The sequence below is a fragment of the Paenibacillus sp. S-38 genome (assembly GCF_049942825.1).
Classification (GTDB): Bacteria; Bacillota; Bacilli; order Paenibacillales; family NBRC-103111; genus Paenibacillus_G.
Genome location: NZ_CP187970.1, coordinates 1655513 through 1674375, shown reverse-complemented (window position 1 = coordinate 1674375; position 18863 = coordinate 1655513). Strand labels below are relative to the sequence as shown.

Annotated in this window: 21 protein-coding genes and 3 pseudogenes; 7 read left to right on the top strand and 17 right to left on the bottom strand. The window is 45.6% G+C overall.

What is annotated here, in order from left to right; translation table 11 throughout:
• Positions 1-5 precede the first annotated feature (5 nt).
• Together ACP26L_RS07990 and ACP26L_RS07985 are read left to right on the top strand one after the other, a co-directional pair.
• Positions 6-386, top strand: coding sequence for a methyl-accepting chemotaxis protein (locus tag ACP26L_RS07990; RefSeq protein ID WP_426451999.1), 381 nt, complete (start codon positions 6-8; stop codon positions 384-386).
• A 167-nt stretch (positions 387-553) separates the two neighbouring features.
• Positions 554-763 carry a hypothetical protein gene (locus tag ACP26L_RS07985; RefSeq protein ID WP_426451998.1) on the top strand — a complete coding sequence of 70 codons (210 nt, stop codon included), beginning with the start codon at positions 554-556 and terminating at the stop codon, positions 761-763.
• A 108-nt stretch (positions 764-871) separates the two neighbouring features.
• On the opposite strand, the gene ACP26L_RS07980 is transcribed toward ACP26L_RS07985, so the two are convergent.
• Positions 872-2140 (bottom strand): SDR family oxidoreductase, encoded by a 1269-nt coding sequence (locus ACP26L_RS07980; RefSeq protein ID WP_426451997.1) that lies wholly within the window; start codon positions 2138-2140, stop codon positions 872-874.
• Here ACP26L_RS07980 and ACP26L_RS07975 point away from each other — a divergent pair.
• Positions 2036-2521, top strand: coding sequence for a TetR/AcrR family transcriptional regulator (locus tag ACP26L_RS07975; protein WP_426451996.1), 486 nt, complete (start codon positions 2036-2038; stop codon positions 2519-2521). The genes ACP26L_RS07980 and ACP26L_RS07975 overlap by 105 nt on opposite strands.
• Before the next feature lie 104 nt (positions 2522-2625).
• On the opposite strand, the gene ACP26L_RS07970 is transcribed toward ACP26L_RS07975, so the two are convergent.
• The 11 genes and pseudogenes from ACP26L_RS07970 to ACP26L_RS07920 all read right to left on the bottom strand — a co-directional run bounded on the left by ACP26L_RS07970 (position 2626) and on the right by ACP26L_RS07920 (position 10825).
• Positions 2626-3153, bottom strand: coding sequence for an ATP-binding cassette domain-containing protein (locus ACP26L_RS07970; RefSeq protein ID WP_426451995.1), 528 nt, complete (start codon positions 3151-3153; stop codon positions 2626-2628).
• 111 nt (positions 3154-3264) lie between these two features.
• The gene (locus tag ACP26L_RS07965) at positions 3265-3801 is read right to left on the bottom strand and encodes an ATP-binding cassette domain-containing protein (RefSeq protein ID WP_426451994.1); all 537 of its coding nucleotides are present in this window, start codon (positions 3799-3801) and stop codon (positions 3265-3267) included.
• A 33-nt stretch (positions 3802-3834) separates the two neighbouring features.
• Entirely contained in the window at positions 3835-4455 is a 621-nt protein-coding gene (locus ACP26L_RS07960; RefSeq protein ID WP_426454854.1) for an ABC transporter permease, read from the bottom strand.
• 661 nt (positions 4456-5116) lie between these two features.
• Positions 5117-5349, bottom strand: a pseudogene (locus ACP26L_RS07955) (response regulator); the annotation flags it as partial.
• A gap of 453 nt (positions 5350-5802) precedes the next feature.
• Positions 5803-6135: a chaperone CsaA gene (gene csaA, locus ACP26L_RS07950; protein WP_426451993.1), complete on the bottom strand. Its 333-nt coding sequence runs from the start codon at positions 6133-6135 to the stop codon at positions 5803-5805.
• 25 nt (positions 6136-6160) lie between these two features.
• Positions 6161-6505, bottom strand: a complete 345-nt coding sequence (locus ACP26L_RS07945; RefSeq protein WP_426451992.1) for a putative quinol monooxygenase — start codon at positions 6503-6505, stop codon at positions 6161-6163.
• Between the two features lie 100 nt (positions 6506-6605).
• A complete protein-coding gene (locus ACP26L_RS07940; protein ID WP_426451991.1) occupies positions 6606-7697 on the bottom strand; it encodes an FAD-dependent monooxygenase in 1092 nt (363 codons plus the stop codon).
• Between the two features lie 46 nt (positions 7698-7743).
• Positions 7744-8595 (bottom strand): SDR family NAD(P)-dependent oxidoreductase, encoded by an 852-nt coding sequence (locus ACP26L_RS07935; RefSeq protein WP_426451990.1) that lies wholly within the window; start codon positions 8593-8595, stop codon positions 7744-7746.
• A gap of 349 nt (positions 8596-8944) precedes the next feature.
• Entirely contained in the window at positions 8945-9520 is a 576-nt protein-coding gene (locus ACP26L_RS07930) for a TetR/AcrR family transcriptional regulator (RefSeq protein WP_426451989.1), read from the bottom strand.
• A 350-nt stretch (positions 9521-9870) separates the two neighbouring features.
• Positions 9871-10071, bottom strand: a pseudogene (locus ACP26L_RS07925) (IS110 family transposase); the annotation flags it as partial.
• A 658-nt stretch (positions 10072-10729) separates the two neighbouring features.
• Positions 10730-10825 carry a YjcZ family sporulation protein gene (locus ACP26L_RS07920; protein ID WP_426451988.1) on the bottom strand — a complete coding sequence of 32 codons (96 nt, stop codon included), beginning with the start codon at positions 10823-10825 and terminating at the stop codon, positions 10730-10732.
• A 545-nt stretch (positions 10826-11370) separates the two neighbouring features.
• Here ACP26L_RS07920 and ACP26L_RS07915 point away from each other — a divergent pair.
• Positions 11371-11787: a VOC family protein gene (locus ACP26L_RS07915; protein WP_426451987.1), complete on the top strand. Its 417-nt coding sequence runs from the start codon at positions 11371-11373 to the stop codon at positions 11785-11787.
• A gap of 320 nt (positions 11788-12107) precedes the next feature.
• On the opposite strand, the gene ACP26L_RS07910 is transcribed toward ACP26L_RS07915, so the two are convergent.
• From ACP26L_RS07910 to ACP26L_RS07900, 3 genes are all read right to left on the bottom strand, one after another.
• Positions 12108-12674, bottom strand: coding sequence for an RBBP9/YdeN family alpha/beta hydrolase (locus ACP26L_RS07910; protein WP_426451986.1), 567 nt, complete (start codon positions 12672-12674; stop codon positions 12108-12110).
• Between the two features lie 474 nt (positions 12675-13148).
• The gene (locus ACP26L_RS07905) at positions 13149-13721 is read right to left on the bottom strand and encodes a CBO0543 family protein (protein WP_426451985.1); all 573 of its coding nucleotides are present in this window, start codon (positions 13719-13721) and stop codon (positions 13149-13151) included.
• A 158-nt stretch (positions 13722-13879) separates the two neighbouring features.
• Positions 13880-14104, bottom strand: a complete 225-nt coding sequence (locus tag ACP26L_RS07900; protein WP_426454852.1) for an HNH endonuclease — start codon at positions 14102-14104, stop codon at positions 13880-13882.
• 162 nt (positions 14105-14266) lie between these two features.
• Between ACP26L_RS07900 and ACP26L_RS07895 the strand changes: the two genes are divergently transcribed.
• Positions 14267-14716: a CBO0543 family protein gene (locus ACP26L_RS07895; RefSeq protein WP_426451984.1), complete on the top strand. Its 450-nt coding sequence runs from the start codon at positions 14267-14269 to the stop codon at positions 14714-14716.
• A gap of 187 nt (positions 14717-14903) precedes the next feature.
• On the opposite strand, the gene ACP26L_RS07890 is transcribed toward ACP26L_RS07895, so the two are convergent.
• Positions 14904-15296, bottom strand: a complete 393-nt coding sequence (locus tag ACP26L_RS07890; protein WP_426451983.1) for a hypothetical protein — start codon at positions 15294-15296, stop codon at positions 14904-14906.
• A gap of 103 nt (positions 15297-15399) precedes the next feature.
• Complete coding sequence (locus tag ACP26L_RS07885) at positions 15400-15729, bottom strand: hypothetical protein (protein ID WP_426451982.1); 330 nt, start codon at positions 15727-15729, stop codon at positions 15400-15402.
• 292 nt (positions 15730-16021) lie between these two features.
• On the opposite strand from ACP26L_RS07885, the gene ACP26L_RS07880 reads away from it, so the two are divergent.
• The gene (locus ACP26L_RS07880; RefSeq protein ID WP_426451981.1) at positions 16022-17911 is read left to right on the top strand and encodes a PAS domain S-box protein; all 1890 of its coding nucleotides are present in this window, start codon (positions 16022-16024) and stop codon (positions 17909-17911) included.
• Between the two features lie 138 nt (positions 17912-18049).
• A pseudogene (locus ACP26L_RS07875) lies at positions 18050-18859 on the top strand (alpha/beta fold hydrolase).
• Positions 18860-18863 lie beyond the last annotated feature (4 nt).

The window sequence follows — 18863 nt, the reverse complement described above, 5'->3', positions numbered from 1 at the left end:
GGACCATGGCGAGGCGGCAAGCTTATAGCTTTCACATAAAAAAAGCAATAATAGGAAGATGGCTGATATGCCCCTATTATTGCTTTTTATGCTATACAACACGTACTAAAAGAGTTACGCATCAAATACTCGGTATAGTAACGCTAAATGCAGCAATTGAAGCCGCACATGCCGGAGAGTATGGTCGAGGATTTGACATCGTTGCAAAGGAAGTACGCGTTCTTGCCGGTCAAGTTCAGAATGCAACGGTAGAGGTAAGCAAACATACCGAATCCATTATCAAACAAATTACAAAAATTGGTGAGGGCACAAATCGCTCTAATACAGCGATCGTCGATGGCCGTCAACGCATTGAACAAGCCATGAGTGAATTCAATAACCATTGAAGAAGCAGCGAATAAGCTTCACGGCCAAGCCAAGACCCTTATGGATTTACTATAACTCATCATACGGTGGGTTTTTTTTAGGCCATTTTTCCTTCTTCCTGTTTTCAAAACGGGATGTACTACGTCACGTCTTGGATGAATAAAATTGAGATGGAGGTGACAAAGAGATGTCCTCATCAGAAAAATACGTTATACAGGTAGAATTGTTAGTTGATAGCAGTCCGGCTTACCTTCAAGAGAAGGTAAACAAGTTTTTATCAAAAATTCCAGGTCAGCATATTGTAGATATTAAAGGTTGGAGTACGGGGGATGATTTTTCGGACAGCCCGATTAATTCATACGATGTAATTCTTGTAAGTTATAAGCAGTTTAGTTAAGAAAGAGCGGAACTACGACAAGATGGATTCATCTTATTGAGCCGGCCCCATGGGATCCGGCTTCCCGTATGTAATACGGATCACATCATCCAAATCTCCCCCCCATAGTTAAAATCCCCCTTCACTGCCCGATAAACTCACTTTCAAAAAATCACTTAGCCTCATCGGAGGACGACCGATCAGGTCAGCCAAAGATCTACTCGTGTGCGCGAAGTCCCCATTGCGGCTAGCACGAAATAACCCCATGGTGATCTCCATGCGCGCTTCCGGGAAACCTTGAGCGGTCAGATATTCCCGATACGCTTGGTCCGTCACAACTTTTCGGTAGATAGGTCGGCCGACTATATCCGAGACCATCGCCGCAACCCCCTCCATGTCAATCGCTTCAGAAGCCGTTAGATTCGGGGATGGCCCGTCCCAGCTCTGCTTGGTTAGAAGGACTGCTGCGCCTTGAGCCAAGTCGGAGTGCGCTGTCCAGGCAACAGGACCGTCCTCAGGAACAATCCATTCTCCCGTTTTGATGGCTTCACCAATCAATCCAACCAATGAAGAGGCGTAAAAACCGTTGCGAAGAGACGTGTAAGGAATACCCGATTCTTTAAGCAATACTTCTGTAGCCGCATGAAGAATCATAGGCGAAAAAAAGGATGTCGAAGAAGAACCCATATGACTCGTGTACAGCACCCTGCCGGCCCCGGCCTTCCTTGCGGTGTGAATCGCGGTTTGATGCTGGCGGATACCCGCCTCTCCCAAAATACCGGAAGAAACAAGGAGAACCTGCGACACTCCTTCAAAAGCATAAAGCAAGCTCTCCTCATCATCGAAATCGCCATGACGAACCCGGACTCCGCGATCCTCTAAATCCTGCGCCTTGTTCACATCTCGGACACTGACACCAATCTGCTCCGCCGGGATCCGCTGAAGCAACTGCTCTACCACACCCCGACCTAACTTTCCATTTGCTCCAGTAACGATAATCATGTTTCCTTCATCCTTTCCTTTGCCGAAGATTTGCTTACAGTACGTTTTTGTGCAACCATATACGGCATAAGAAAAAATTAACAGGATTGGTTCTTTCGAACAATCAACAAAAAGCCACTTTCGTTGGGTACCCAACAAAATCGCCGTTTTGTCTGTTTCTAAGATCCGAAGAAAGCGTGGTTTAGCATGCCGGTAAATTCCAATGACCCCCGTGTAATCAGAACCCGTCAGTTGTTTATACAAGGCTTTAATGACCTGCTCGACGAAAAGAGAAACATCTACTCCATTACCGTGCACGACATTGCGACTCGGGCGTCCGTCAACCGCGCAACCTTCTATGCTCATTTTGAAGACAAGCTTGCTTTTCTCGAATATTGGATGACGGACAAATTTCAAAACATTATCAAAAAAAGACTGCCGGATGATTTAGCCTTCAGTCAGGAAAATCTGCACATCCTTGTTCAAACCATCTTTCAATTTCTGGTGCGGTTTCGACAGTACATCACGCCGGGAGACAAACAGTTTGAGCCGATGCTTGAAAAAGCCATGCAAAAGGAGCTGTATCGTCTCCTGCTGCAATGGCTTCAATTGAGGCCCAACCAGAGCCTCCCGCAAGAAAAGCTGGAAGCTGCGGCTCTTGTCGTCAGTTGGGGTGTATTTGGATCGGCTTTACAGTGGAGCAGAGACACTGGGGTCCGCTCGTTGGAATCGATCGTAGAAGACGTGATTGAGGTGGTAACCGTGAATTTGGGCGCCTTTGGGGAGCAAGCAACCTAGTGTTTTATCGAACTATCTTAACGGCAGAAGGAGCAGCAGCCGCTCAGCGGCAAACTGCTCCCGGATCACTCAACTAACGTTCCCAGTCTCACAATAGTAAGGACTTATCTCACGTATGCTCCATTTGCCCACTCCACAACACGGCTGCATATTCTCTCTATCAAGCGGCGTTCATGACTAATGACCAAGATACCGACTCCGTTCTGTTTAGACCATCTCAATAAGGCCTGCCAAATTTGTGCTTGTGTAATCGCATCAAGCATGGTAGTCATTTCATCGGCAATCAAGTACCGTGTCCTAGGCCCAACTGCCCTGGCCACACAAATCCGCTGCAATTCTCCCCCGGACAGTTCATTGGGAAAGCGATGCAGCCACTCCTCTTTAATCCCCAGCTCATCCATCATACTTACGTTAATGCCTCCCGATTCAGTAAGAGTTTTCCGCAGTTTCCACCTTGGATTTACTGCTTGTTCGGGGTGTTGGAGCACCAATTGCACTGGATTTGGTCCACCGTAGGCGATTGATCCGTTGTCTTGGATTACATGTCCTTGATGGGGAGGCAGATGACCCGCCAGCAATTTCCCCCCCTGTAAAGTCGCTGCGAAGTGCGATTTCCACAACGCTGCCAGCATAAAGAACGGCAATTCGATCCGCTGCAGTTAAAGCTGCCTCAATATCAGGTGTGATAAGCATTACGGCGCAGCCTTCCTCTGCTAACAAACGAAAACGACTCAGTGTCTCCTTCATTGCCGGGGATCGAGACCTGGAGTCGGCTCATCTGCGATTAATAAACGAGCTTCACTCACTGTTGCTGTAGAGACAAGGATCTTACGAGCCATACCGCCGGATAACTGAAATGGGAACCATTTTGCAACAAGATCAGCAAGGTTGTACTTGCGAAGAGCTTTTCGCTGAAGCTCCTCAGGATTCCCCTGACGAACAGACTGCCGTACTTGCTCGCCGACCCGCATCAAAGGATCCAGGAATTGCACGGATTGCGGGATGAGCGCAATCTCTCTTCCTCGTAATTCTTTCTGCCTATCCGGGGTCAAAGCTTCGCCCTTAAAGCGAATGTGGCCGGTGACCTGAGCATTAGCAGGAAGAATGCCCAGGATGGCATGGGCAAGTAAGCTTTTGCCCGAACCGCTAGAACCTACCACCGCCACGATCTCCCCAGCTGCAATCGATAGCCGAAGGTTTTGCACAGCATCCATATGTCTCTGCCGCAAGCGGCGGTTATAACGATGAAAACGGATAGAAAGCCCGCTGACTTCCAGCACGAAAGAACAGCCCCTTTCTCCAGTACTTAGGTATCATGAGCATGGCGTGGATCTATCCATTGCTTCATGTTTTCTCCCAGCTTTGCAAAGGCCCGTACCACTAATAACAAGCATATTCCAGGGAACAAAGCTAACCACCACAAACCGGAAGACAAATATCGCATGGACTCCGATAATATAATGCCAATAGCAGGTTCGTGCGGCGATAAACCCATGCCAATAAAAGTAATGAAAGCTTCGTGCAGGATTGCATGAGGAACGATGAGTATAAGGCCAACGCTGAGGAATGATATGCCTAGTCGCAATCCACCAACGGGACTTTCCGTAATTTCGTGAAATGGCGACATAGGGAGCGGTTCGGATCTGCATAACCTCCGCACGCAGAACTCTAGACAAGCTTGGCCAGTGGGTCAGTGCCACACCGATGATAATCCCCTTGGATCCTCCTCCGAGCACAAATGCAATGAAGAGGAGGGTTACCAGGTGCGGAACGCTTAGAAAAAGGTCCGTTAACCAGCTTATGAACCGATTAACCGCAGGACCCGTTAGCGCGGCAGCAAGTCCTATCACACTGGCAATCACAACGCTTGAGACTCCCGCTGCCAATCCTACGGTCAGACTTAAAGTTAGTCCTTTGACCGTACGGGTTAGCATGTCTCTGCCGAGCCAGTCCGTTCCAAAAGGATGATCTAATGTGGGACTTACATTCCGCTGTTCTAAGTTCGCGGCTAATCCGGAGTCATCCATAGAATAGGAAAAAAGGAATATGGCAACTAAAAATAAAATGGCCCCCATCCGGTTGTCGGGTCGAAGCCCGATTAAGGTTCTCCGCCAATGGCCAGAACGATCTCTGTCTTCTTTGCTGTATCTGCAGCTACTGAGTAAAACCACTATGATGAAGAACATTGTAAAACCTAAAACTCGATGCCTCAATACATTCTCACCTTTCGTGTTAACGTGTGCAGTAGCATGATTTCAGAAAATAGTAACATATCTTATCTACTAAGTCATTGTCTCATTTTATTAAGCAGCTGCACCAGCAAAATAAAATAGAGGACGGCGCTCGCCCTCTATACTTCAAGGAAACCAGGGTGCCGCAGCCGCATGGCGTTTGCACCCTGCCCTGGTCTTTCGCTATTATCGCCGTATGTAAGCCTGCCGAATAGTTATCTATGCAAACGCGATTAGCCCCTCCCACATTCCATCCCTCACGGACCGAGTCGGTGAATACGGACTGCTTCGTATATCCTCCGGACAACAACCCCTGTGCCAGGGGACCTCTCACCAGTACGGCAATGCCGTGTTCCTCACAGTACATCAGTACGGGCGTATTATTCAGTTTGCGAAATTCCCGTAAAAGCTCATGTCCGCACATACCGGGCAGCATAACGTCGAGAATGAGAAGCTGGTAACTATGATTAAAAATTTATTATATGCTTCTTCACCGTCTATGCAGGCGTCTACTTTATATCCGGCTTCGCTTAAAAAGGTTTTGACGGTATTACATATATGCTCGTCATCCTCGACAAGCAGAATTCGTATGCCCATAAATATCCCCCCTAGAAAAAGATAGCATAGCAATCTGTATGTTGACTGTAGATTGATGATTTTTTTCGTTCCAATTTCAATTAGCGGTTATATGAACAACAAAAAGCATCCGTAAAATACTACCTTAAAGCTATTTCCTAGTTTGCTTTTTCAGCTCCACTTTATAGTATTTCCATTATATTTGCTACACTTATGATACGGTTCTCCGTATCACCAAATAGGGCGAAATCTTCCTATGGCTTTTAAGTTGCTCTTTATAATTTAAATCGTCTGCATGGAATGTCAGTACGATTAACAAGATAAGCCCATTGTTGAGTTATCTTTAAAACTCGAATTCGTTAATTTTGACAGCTCTTATCCTTCCCTCACTCTCTGCTAGTGGAATTGTATATACCAATAAGTCTCCAGCTATTACTGGAGACTTACAAAAGCATCGCCGTAGATCCTTATTTTTTACGCAATAGGAGTACCGTTGGGTATTTCAGTATCCGGCTTTAATAAAATAACATCTCCTTTTTCCGGGACTCCTCCCAAAACTAATACCTCCGATTTGAAACCCGCAATACGCCGAGGAGGAAAATTGACAATTCCTATAATTTGCCTTCCTATAATTTCCTCAACCTTGTATCGCTTAGTTATTTGTGCACTTGAGGATTTCATCCCGATCTCCGGTCCAAAATCAATTTTAAGTTTTATCGCGGGGATCTTTGCTTCTTCAAAAAACTCCGCTTCCTTAATCGTTCCGACACGGATATCTAGTGCTGCAAAATCATCGATCGTTGCCAACGTTTTGCCTCCTCCTCTATAGTCTTTAACCCCTCGGTGTTGCATTTAACTGCGCTGGGCGAAACGGCTGCAGGAGTCGAATCCCTTCCTCAATGGATCCCTCCATCAGTTCTAAGAGCTGGGGTACCAGTTCCTGCATCCGCGGGGCGCTCAGGTGCCGATCGAGGGCATCCCGGTTTTCCCAGCGCTCGTAGATGATGAATGTGCCAGGCTGGCCTTCTACCTCGTGAGCCTCATAGTCAATGTTGCCCAGGTCGTTGCGTGACGGGGTGACAGCAGCAGTCATAAATGCCTTCATCTCGGCTTCTCTCCCTGCCTTAGCTCTCGCCTCCCAGAGTACAGTAACGTAACGGTTCTTTGTATCATTCATGCTAATTCCTCCTAAATTATAAAGCATTACCGTTCTCAAATGGGCAAATTCCCCATTTATGCTTAAAATCCCAGTGTATCAATGGCTTAGCTTAATTCTGTTATAAGCGTCCAAAAGAACGATTAAAGCCTTGGCCCGCAAGAACATCTTGACGAACCACATCTAAACGGCGTCTTTGGTATTCACTCAAAGCATTTATTACCGAATTCGGATACTTTTTAATGGCGTCCATAATCGCAACCGTATCATCAAGTGAGTCATTAAAGCCTGCGCCCGTCATTGGCGACATGGTATGAGCTGCGTCGCCGATCATGGCTATTCTTCCTTTTGACAATATATTAGGGATGTATTCATTAACAGGTGCCCCAATTAAACTGCGATCCTTAATCGCGATTTGCAAAATGGCATCATCTTCTTTGCTCCAATTGGCTTGGCTGGTTTGTGATAGTTCTTCCAGTAGCGAATCCGGAATAGCTTCACCGTATAAGGAATGCTGGGCAACCCCGTCCTTTAACACCCCTAATTCAGACAGCAATTGATTATGCGAATGATCAAACCAGCAAAAACCTATCCATCGCTGGCCCGGATTGGTTCCCCCCTCTATCCCTGGCATCACCGCAGTTGTCAATGTACCGGCAGAACTATCGTTGAAATAAGCGTTCGAAAGCTGACGTTTTTTCCAGTCTTTCTTTGGAAGCAACTTTTCATCCACTTTCCCTACCCAAACCAGATAGCCAGCATAATCTGCAAATGGTTTGTCAGGGCTTAAATAACGGCGGACAATACTGCGATATCCATCTGCGCCAATCAAAAAGTCTCCTTTAAACGTCTGCTCCTTTTCACTGGTAGCCCAAGCAGATGATTCATTTTGCCCAATACTAACAATTCGTGTATGGTGCTGCAGGGTAATACCAGCTTCTTTAGCAACCGCGTTCAGCAAACGTTCTTGAATGGCCGACCAGGCTTCAACATTGTTGTTACCATTGGATGCCAAGTGTCTTAATTCTCGTTCAATTTCACTATTACGATAAGGCTTTGTGTGTAAGCGAATAAAAGCACCATTTCTTAATGATGAACCTGCACGTTCAAGAATGGTCACTGCATAACCAGAACGGGATAACGCAAGCCCCATCATTAGACCACCTAAAGATCCACCTACAATAATGGCATGTTCAAACTGTTGTTGTGACATCATTCATTCTCCCGTTTTGTAATGGCGGGCATTCGTAAAATGCCCGTTACTGCAGCTTCATCTGGCTGCGGAGCATCCGATCGAGGAGTTTGTCTGGGAGAATACGGACCAGTCGGGTCAGCAGTGCCGAATCGCGACCGACCGTATAGCGGGTGCGCGGCTTACTTACGTGAATTGCTCGTGAAACCACTGCTGCCACTTTCTCGGGGCGGATACCGTCCGTTGCCCATGTTTCAGCCTGAGCCTTTACGGCATCAAAAAGACGATCATGGCGCCTGTGCTGGTCCGGCGTCATCAATTTGGCCAGCCGCTCCGCTGTCGTAATCCCTTGCTCCGACAGGCCCGTGCTGACGCCACCCGGAGTGATCATGATTACCTTGAGGCCAAACGAGGACATCTCCCTGCGAAGACTGTCATTGATCGCTTCCATAGCATACTTTGCAGCCGAATAAATTCCGAAACCGGGCATGGAGACCTTGCCGCCAAGCGAACCGATATTGACCACGCGCCCGCCGCTGTTCAGCAAGGCCGGGGTAAGCGCCTGAATAACCGCGACCTGCCCGATCACGCTGACTTCGATCTGGCGGCGAAATTCATCAAGCGGAACCATCTCAAGAGGTGCATTAACGGCGATGCCGGCATTGTTGACCACGGCCCGCAAAGGGCGACCAAGCGGATCTTGCTCCACCCGTTCGGCCAGCGCCTTTAGTGTGTCGATATTGGTAACATCGACGATCACCGGCTCGATATTTTGGCGTTTAATTTTGTCGGCGTCTTCCTGGCGACGAACCCCAGCTAAAACGTGAAATCCGTCAGCGGCGAGCTGCTCCGCAGTAGCCCTGCCGATGCCGCTGGACGTACCTGTTACGACAACCAGTTCTTGAGTTTTGAATGACATAGTAACCCTCCTAGGTTTGATAAGATCACTGTATAGCACTGTTATACAGGCATTATATCACCGCTATACAAAGATGTCTATAGCAGTGCTATATTTTTTACGGAGAGTTGTCCTGCGGCCTGAACATCATTTTGGCGGGCGCTGCGTGATGTACCTCGGCGCACACGAGATACCATGGCGTGAGGAGTGAGATCATCGAATCCCTCTGAAAATGAAAAAGATCGCCATCCTGCTTGGATAGTGATCTCTCTTGTGTGCCACTATTCGTGGACCTTCATCTTTACCAGGAAACCAAACAAAGCCCCAATTGGGGCTTTGTCTGGAGTCTCAAGGATCTGTCATCGAATCCTCATTTTGAATCAGCGTCCGGCCTTTGGATCAAAATGACCTGCATTATGCTCTCCCGAATGAGATCAACGACGTCGGGTTGGGGTGGGGGAGCCTTACGAATCTGGGCCGTCACGTACAGCCAAGAGGCCGTATTGGCGGAAGCCCAGACCAGATCTGCCGCAGCCTGTGCTGACACAGCCAATTTGCCTTCGGCATCGGCTCTCTGAATATTTCGAACTAGTGCTTGGTACGACTGATCTGCCGCCTCGATATGGGCGCCCTCGAGCAACCGCCCCATCATTGCCGCATAAATCCGAGGACGGGCTGCCGCGAAGCGGACATAGTCATCCCATCCTTGACGAAGGGCCATCTCTGGTATGGTCGACTCCACTGCGGCAATCTTGCTTTCAAATAACTGTTTGAACGCTTCCACTATAGCTGCACTCAGAAGTCCATCGGCATTGCCGAAATGGTGGTAGAGCGTAGGAGCCGTAACCTGCGCGATTGTAGTTACGGCTCGCGTCGAAAACTGTGCTCCGCCCTCCTCTTCGAGTACCTTAAGAGCAGCTGCTAATATTTTGTCATATGTGTTCATATGTCCATTATAGCAGTGCTATATGCGTATGTCCATTACGAAGGTTTAACTTAGTAGTGAAATCGCAATAATATGGTTCGCCCTACTTATGGTATGGTTCACCGCGAATGATCTTAAACTATCCTGCTCCCCTGTTAACATAATGAAGCTGCCGATCGTGTGACGGCAGCTTCCTCCTGATTGTTATTGAGCTAACGTTCTCCGGCTAATGAAAAATGGCTACTCTGGTAAAGTATGGTCGCACCTTTGGATCTCCACATGTATTCATGGCGGTGAAACTTCCCACATCTCACAGAGTCTACGCTCCCACATTCCATGAGGTGGAGGTCGGATATGCTGCCCGTTACATATAAAGCGATGAGCGTTTGCATCCTTTTCAACGGATTTACCGTTCTTTTCGTGTAGTACTGGTGCAAGGCTCGGAAGGCCGTATTTTTAGCTACCAATGGCATGATGACTCTGAACAGTAAGGCACGTAGGCGCTTGCGGCCTCTCTTCGTGATCTGCTTGGGATGGCGATACTGGCTAATGTCGCCTACCTTAGCAAGAAATCCTGCGATGGGTTATACCGACAGCCAAATGTTCCTGTTTAGCATAATCCATCAAGCACTTCTTTAGAGCCTGTCTCAGCCTTCCCTCCTCAGTAAAGCGTAGGAACTGGACGACAAGATACAAATCTCACATGTTTTGGGTCCACTACAAATTGGAACCAAAACCTTCCATTCCATCGATAACCGGAAACCTCGCTGTATCCAGCAGCAGTTGGATAAAACCAAAAACTTTCCCCATTCCATAACCTTACAAAGGTATATTGATACAAGCAGTCAACGAAATAAGAACTAGTCGGATTCGTTGGGATAACTGGGGGATGACTCGGTATCGATGGAAAGCCAAACGGTGGTAACAATGCCATAATGAACTCACTCCTTGGTCACTGCATAAAAAAACATTCAAAACAATTGCTTATTTTCATAATTATGCATATGCCTAGTCTAAGGTTCGTTTTCGGTTGCTTTTTACCTTCAGACTAATAAAGGTATGTCCACGAAGGATATCAGAAATAACAAAAAAGCTCCCAAGCAATTAGCCTGAAAGCTTCTTTGGTAAAAGGAGGTTCTCACATGGGCGCGCTGCTGACAGACGATCCAAACATCTCTTCAGCTAGGCAAGAGGCAGCGGCGTTCGACCTTTATATAGCACTTTATTCGATTAGATCAGCCAACCTGCACCCAGAACGATGACCAGCAGAATATAAAGTACCAGGATTGTGGCCGTGCTTGTAAAGTAGCCTTTCACGCAGCTCATGTTTTATTCTCCCTTCGGAACCGATACCGTATTATATGGATGATTGTGTAGATCTGTTTAGGCTGAATAAAATAATTGGGTGGGTATAAGGGGCTGCCCGCGGCCGCCCCTTTGTATTCAACGTTCTCCGTAAGCTGAACAGCCTGCAGGATCTCGCCGGCAGGCCGTGTAATTAACCGTGTTGTCGCGATCTGATTGAGAATGGCTTGCTCCGCGGTGAGCTGCACTCTGCGATTAATCGTTAGATACAGAATCCGCCCCTTGACTGGCTTGGTCAGCTTCATGTGCCGACGATCCGGCTCATGCTATCGATTTGATAGGATTTATAACCGTTAAGCCTCAGACGAATCCTTTTTAGAGAGGTTCAATCTTTATCCCTGCACAATACATTACGGGAATGGCGAGTATCTGAACTCAACACCAAGTTATTTTTAAAAATTACGCTTCCGAATCCATGAGACCGATGAATTCCCGGATCGGTTGTCGTCTATATAAACAAAGGCATAAATGAACACAAACTAATTTGACGAAGAGGTGTTTTGAAAATGGCATTAACGTCCACATTCACGAGCTTCAACCTGCCTGTAAAAAACGTAGAACCATCGAAAGCGTTCTTCACCGGACTCGGATTCGAGCTCAACCCGCAATTCCCCGAGAACGAGAATTCGGTAGCCATCGTGATCGGCGACAACCTGCAGGTCATGCTGATCAATCAAGCATTCTTTAATACGCTCACGGAGAAGGAATCCGTCGATACGAGCAAGTATGCGCAGATGACGATCGCATTGGCCTTCGAGAGCCGGGAAAAGGTCGATGAAATCGTGAATACCGCGGTTTCCTTAGGCGGGAAATTGCACGCTGAACCTGAAGATCATGGGTTCATGTATCATTGGGGCTTCGTGGACTTGGACGGCCATCTTTGGGCCATTAACTACATGAACATGGATGCGGCACAAGGCTAAGGCTAACAGAAAGCGTTCGTATTAGGTTACAAAAAGAAAGACGCCGGGCATCATCCCCGGCGTCTTCTTCGCGATGATTAGTTTTGTTCGGTATAGGCTTTGAAATTGTCCATGATCGCAAATTAAACCTTGTCTATACTTTAGAAATAATTCGCAATACCTCACGCCAGGACTTGAATACTGGAGCCCTGCCGTTAGTTCAATGAAGAAGGGAGCAGTTGCCGCGCGGCGATCTGCTCCCTTAAGACCGGAAGTGAGATTGATACTTCGTCCTGCAAATCTGCTTTGGGAGGAAAGGGTGATAAAAGAGCGCAACTATTTTATATAACTTTGATCATTTGATTCAAAATATCATAAACCGCCGGGAAAGTAATATAACCATCATCTTCTAGAAAATGGCCACCCTTTTCGACAGAAATGAATGATGCGTCCAATTGTTTTGATAAATTTTGACTGAATTGAAAAGGAACAATATTGTCATCCTTTGCAGCGATAATAGTACGTGAATTTGTTGCAACAATTATTTTGTTATAATCCACTTCTTTTTCTGTAAAAGGATTTAATGAAGGTAAGAGTGATAATGGTTTAGCGAAACCAGAAACAAGAATAAAGCCTCCAAAGGTCGGCAACGGATTTAATTGTTCTAGGTATTTCAATAGTGTGATGGACCCTAAACTATGTGTGACAAAATAAGTATTGGTATCCATACTCTTTATACTATTAGCTAATGTATCCAACCATTCTTCCAGCCTGGGATCAGACGAATTTGGCATGTGAAGAACCGAAACTTGATGATCGTCAGCCAATAGCGTTTCTTTTAACCAAGGGAACCAATGATTGGTTGGTGAAGCTCCATATCCGTGGATAATATATACTTGTTTTCCCATTACTACACTCCCTTTAATAGATATGAAAACAAGGAATACTAATTTGCACCATTCCCAGTCCGGAATCGCCGATGACTAACAAAGGTTAATGGCTCTTCCTTATAACCCCTTCTTTCTCATATTTGCCTCTTTATCCAGAGGGAAAATATGGTATATCCATATTTCTAATAGTATCGAAATTTATAGATCTGTCAACAACTTCTTCTCAGTTGTAGCGTAGTTGTTTATTACGTTATTCTGCCCTATAGCTTAACGAGAACCAGGGAGCAGCTGCCCGCGGCGATCTGCTCCCTGGTGTTGTGCTATCGTTCCCCGACGGGGGCGGATTCTGAATTGCAAAACCGACAAACTACGAAAAATAAGTATTAGACACGCCCTAAAGTTAAACTGCTGCATTCTATGACTTGAAAAATAAAGTCTTAGACTACGGCTGCTTTATTGTGCTTACGTACTCGTTTCACGCTTGTCGAAATTTTAATTTTCCTTAGCCGGGTAAGAGTTTAGCCCTTCATATGTCCCTTTAAGATTATCTGCAATCGTTCTTACGGTGATTCCGATTACGTTATAATACAAGAATGAGTAAATATACTTCCACTTGAAATACGCAACAACCATGATCAAATTACAAAAAGGTTCCCCAATAAAAGCGTAGATCACGCTCATACAAAGTAAACCGAGACAATATGATTTCCACGTCTTAAAATACTGATATAACAACATATACGCAACAGGAACCATTGACATGTCAAAAGCAAATGCCTCAGGCACAAGAGGTATCATTTGAATGGGGTAATCCCAATAATTTAAATTATAACCGACTATGTCTAAAAGCTTAGTTACAATCGCAATGAATAGTCCAACCACCACAAGTTCAAGCTTTCTTTTTTTATCCACTATCTTTACCCAAATAACCCATGGAACGATTGTAAATGCAACGAGCATCCACCATTGGGGACTTAAAAACCCACCATGGTTCATGAACCTTTCTATATTCGTTTGGACTAATGCAGTAACTAATTCCCTTGCTCTTTCCATATTTTCATCCATTTATATACCACCTATATGTCAAGGATCATTAATAGTGTCCGTCAGCATGGGAAAATTTATGCATATACTTAGCTTTGGGCCCAACTGAACGGATTCCACTAATCTTCTCAATAGCTTAATGACAAAAGGAGCAGCTGCCGCGTCGATCCACCCCCTGGTTATTGCTCTAACGTTCCAAGACAGTTCAACGACTGCGCCAAAAATAATGTGATGCGAAGTATTCTATTGTGACAGGCATCGCAAAGACTAACCAGATTATCAAGCTGTGATCGCAATTCCCGGGCCATGCGCAATTCATGGACATGATGGACCATAGCCACCGACGTAAGGTGCTGTTCCTTAAAGGCCGTGGGCTCAGGTATCAAATGGGGGCATTTCACCATCCTCATATCATCCCCTCGACGACCAGCATCGTTTCACCTACCTCCACAAGTATGAAAGTATTAAGGTACGTCAATATTGATAATGAATCTTGTACATCCGGCTGGATTCACGGTCGCTCCTAGGATACAGTCCTAGGGGTTTTCACCAGGAGGGGCTGAAACGTGTTACTTCATTATGGCAATATATTTGCATATGTCTCCTCTGCACTCATCATCTTGGCCATCTTTTCATTACCCAAGCGCTTAAATAGAAAAGAGATTTATACAACCTGGTTTGTGATGGCTGCCTTCACTATAAATACGGATCTGGTCTTAGGTGTTGTCTTTGACCTTTACGATTTTATTAATCCCGATATATCACTCAACGACTTAGTTCTTCAATTTATCCTTGCGCCGTCTGCAGGGGTACTCGTGTTAAATTTCCAACCGAAGAAACGAATAAAATTTATTTTATATCTTTCGGGTGTACTCTGTTTTGCTATTTTCTTTGAGTGGTTAGCTACCCTTTTCGGGTACCTCGTGTACAAAGGATGGAGATTGTGGTATTCGATTCCATTCTACCTTTTAGGAATGCTGTATTTGAAATGGCATCTCAACTTCCTGCGAAAATAGTCTGCGGCATTGGGACATGACCATCAGACTTGGTTCAAATTGTAATACTCAAGCATATAAAAAATCCCCGAGAGGCCGATAATTCAGCTCTCTCCGGGATGATAGGAATGGCCTTAAATTTCGTTGAACTGCCTGTTTCTCAATCAGTTGAGTTTCCATAAGACTTGTCATTCCTATAACCTGTACATCATAGTAAGCAAAGGCGCTTTCGATAGTCGTGGTTGCCAGCCCGTGACAAAGTTCTTTTGTACAACATAACCAGTTTACTCGCTTCCGTGTTCAGTAATTGATACGGCTGCTTTAATACGCTATCGTACAGCTGCGGATCGTTGGTTTTTATCACTTCTGATGAATACTCAATGGAGTGCAGAGCAGGGCTAACGGCGGGCAGTAGTGCATTCAGCTTTGTTCTTTGCTCTTCCGTCATTACCTTCATTGCTGCAATATTAGTCCCGATGGCACGAAGCTGACCGATATTTTCAGTTACTTGGGGTAAGTTTCTCGTCACATCTTCAATGACATAAAAGTTTGAAATAGAGCGCGCAAGCACCAAGTCAGTCTCATCCGAAATTTGTTTCATATAGTGCAAAATATCTGCATTCAAGCTTATATGCCTTACTATGGACTGTCCAGTGGTTAAGCCCTTAACTTCTGCGGCGAGTTTCAGCCAAGTATTCCTTCAATTATTTCAATTCCCCAGATGAGCGGAGGAAGTTCTGAATAGAACCTTCGAACGCCTCGGCCTCTTGAAAATCCTTTAAGATTTCAGCCTGTTTCTCCTGCATCGCCCCGCTATAGGAAGCATCCCCATTAAGGACATTCACGGATAAGGCACGGTGCTGCTGTACATCCTGCAGAATCATTCGAATCAAGGCGCTATAACGGGCGCCTTGCTGTCGTTCCTTCAAAGTTAAGATTTCGTTTGCGGTGCTGCCAAGCATCATCCATGCCATGATGACTAGCGGCAGGGCCAATATTGCCGCCATCAAACAAAATTTTTGCAAGTATTTCATTCGATTCATTAGCAAGATGACTGGTTTGAAAAAGCTCATGATGTCTTCTCGAGGTCTGTCGTCTTACATTAGGATATCGGTATGAATGACTGATTTGTTAGCTTGGTACTAATATCTTTAGAGAGTATCCCAATTATTTCTTACGGATCTGCCCCCTCCTGTTTCACCGAACTTGAACATGGGTAATTAAATATATTTTTAAGTAGTCCATTGCTCGTCCAAGAAAAGAGTCCTTGTTAATGAAGAATCTCCCTTCCTATCTACATAATCTTCATACCTACGGAGGCAGGCCATGCATCGAGTAAACTTGAATGAAGAAAAATTTAATCAACAGGTATTTACACATGCTTTTTTTGGTATCGCCCTTATTGCGGCAGACAGTCTTATTCTAAGAATAAATCCCGCAATGGAGCAGATTATGGGCTTTACAAAAAAAGAACTGGAAGGAACATCGTTCTTTGACCTATTTTACTTAGATAATCCATTGGAAAGCATGGAGCATTCGAAGAATTTCTTATCGGAAGACAACGCGGGGATGCATTTAGAAAAAAGGTTTCGTAAAAAGAATGGCGGGTTAATGTGGGGACTACTATCCTTTAGGTTATTCCATGATGAAGCAGGAAAGCCTTTGTACTACATTTGCCAGCTCTTTGACATAACAAAACAAAAAGAATCCGAGCAGCGGCTACAAGAGTCTGTTGAGCGGTATACGTCACTCAAAAAGTACAACCATGATGCAATCATTTCATTTGGACTTGACGGTCATATCATCAATGCAAACCGTGTCGCTGAAAAACTTACCGGCTATTGTATTGAAACGGAATTGATCGGGATGAAGATTAGTCATCTGATCGGTGAGGAAAGCGTAAGCCACATTCTAAAAAATGCACTACACGATGATACCGTCGAGCAGGATATTAATACCCTTGTAACCAAAGGTGGAGAAATTGTCGAAGTACTAACCAGTATTGCCCCCATCTTCGTGAACAAGACAAATATCGGTTTTTATTTGATTTGCAAGGATATCTCGGAGCAGAAGCAATTGGTTCTCGCGAAGGAGACAGCAGAGGCTACCAACAAAGCCAAAAGCGAGTTCCTTGCTATGATGAGCCACGAAATTCGAACTCCTATGAACGGGGTTGTCGGTATGACTGAAATTTTGCTTGAAACTACCGACCTTACTCAAGAGCAGCAGGGGTATGTGGAGATCATCCGTAAGAGCGGAGAAACCCTTCTTAATATTATCAATGACATCCTCGACCTCTCCAAAATTGAAGCGGGCCGCAGTGAATTGCATGAAGAAACGTTCGAACTGCGGAAGTCTATTAAAGACAGCTTATCTGTCGTATCATCCAAAGCGGAAGATAAGAATTTGGAGCTTTCCTATACCATAAATCACGATGTCCCAGACTATATTTATGGCGATGTTGAGCGACTCAAACAGGTACTTCTTAACTTGCTGGGCAATGCGGTAAAATTCACGCCAAAGGGCAGCATTTCTGTAAAGGTGAAGCGAGTAAAAGAAGAACCCTCTCGATTGGCCTTCACAATAACAGATACGGGCATCGGGATTGATCCGGAGCGATTGGATGAAATATTCGAACCCTTTGCGCAGATTGACAGCTTCATGACGCGCAGGCACGAGGGTACGGGGCTGGGCCTGGCTATAAGCCGTAAAATTGTCGAGATGATGGGTGGTGAAATTTATGCGGAGAGCGACGGCAAGACCGGCTCGTCGTTTACCTTTACTATGATATTGAAAGAAGTGACGGTTCCACCCCGAGAAGTTCATAATATCAATTCACTGAAGGCAGCTAGACAAGCAAGCATTTTGCTTGCGGAAGACAATAGAATTAACCTGCTTGTGCTAACCAAGATGCTTGAAAAGTTGGGGCATAGGGTCACAGCTGTAAAAAACGGTTTAGACGCGATCGAAGCTATACGCAGAGAGCCTTTTGATCTCATCTTTATGGACGTGCACATGCCCATATTAAATGGCTTGGACGCCGCCAGAAGGATAAAGGAAGAACGCAAGGAAAACAGCCCTTTTATCATCGCAGTTACTGCCAATGCCTTAAAAGGTGATAGAGAAGAGTGTCTGGCCGCCGGGATGGATGAGTATATAAGTAAACCTATTAGGAGTGAAGTGCTCCAAAAAATACTACAACAATTTGTAAGCTAGTACATAATAGGTTGGGTAACCAAGCCAAGGGTACTCTCGGGGCAAAATCTGGAGAGCATCCCCTTATCCTTATGCCTTCGGAGAATTTAATGTCTTTTCATATAGACAAAGTCTGACGTCAACGGGAGATTGTTATTCATGATACAATCCGTATTAACGCGCAATAACGTCAAGCTCAAGGGGAAGGGCAGCTCTTCGATGTTATTCGCCCACGGCTTCGGTTGTGATCAAAACATGTGCGTTTCGTATCGCCGGCCTTAGAAGAGCAGTTCAGTACGGTCTTATTCGACTTTGTAGGTACAGGACAATCCGATCTACGGGCCTATGATCCTGCACGATACCAGACGCTCGAGGGTTATGCTCAGGATGTGTGGAAGTTTGCGATGCATTGGAACTCTCTGACGTTGTCTTCGTAGGACACTCCGTCGGAGCGATGATCGGGAATTCTAGCCCCCATCCGAAGCCCAAATTATTTCAAGTGCTTAGTTCTGATCGGACCCTCCCCCCCGTTATATAAATAAACTACCTGACTATATCGGAGGCTTCGAACAGCAGGACCTGGAGAATCTGCTCCAATTGATGTAGAACAATTACTCAGGTTGGGCTGGCTATCTTGTCCCTGTTATCATGGGGAATGGGGATCGCCCGGAACTGGCCGAAGAGTTGAAGGAGAGCTTTTGCGCTGTAGATACCGTTATTGCAGGTCAGTTTGCCAGAGCGACTTTCTTTGCAGATAACCGTAAGGATCTCCCCTTAGTTACGGTACCTTCGCTGATTCTTCAATGCAGCCAGGATCTGATAGCTCCCCTGGAGGTAGGATCGTATATCCATCTGCACACTCCGAACAGTACACTGCGTCTGATGGAAGCAACTGGACACTGCCCTCATGTCAGCCATCCCGAGGAAACCATACGGCTTATCCAAGCGTATGTTATGACTGGATGTTGAGGTT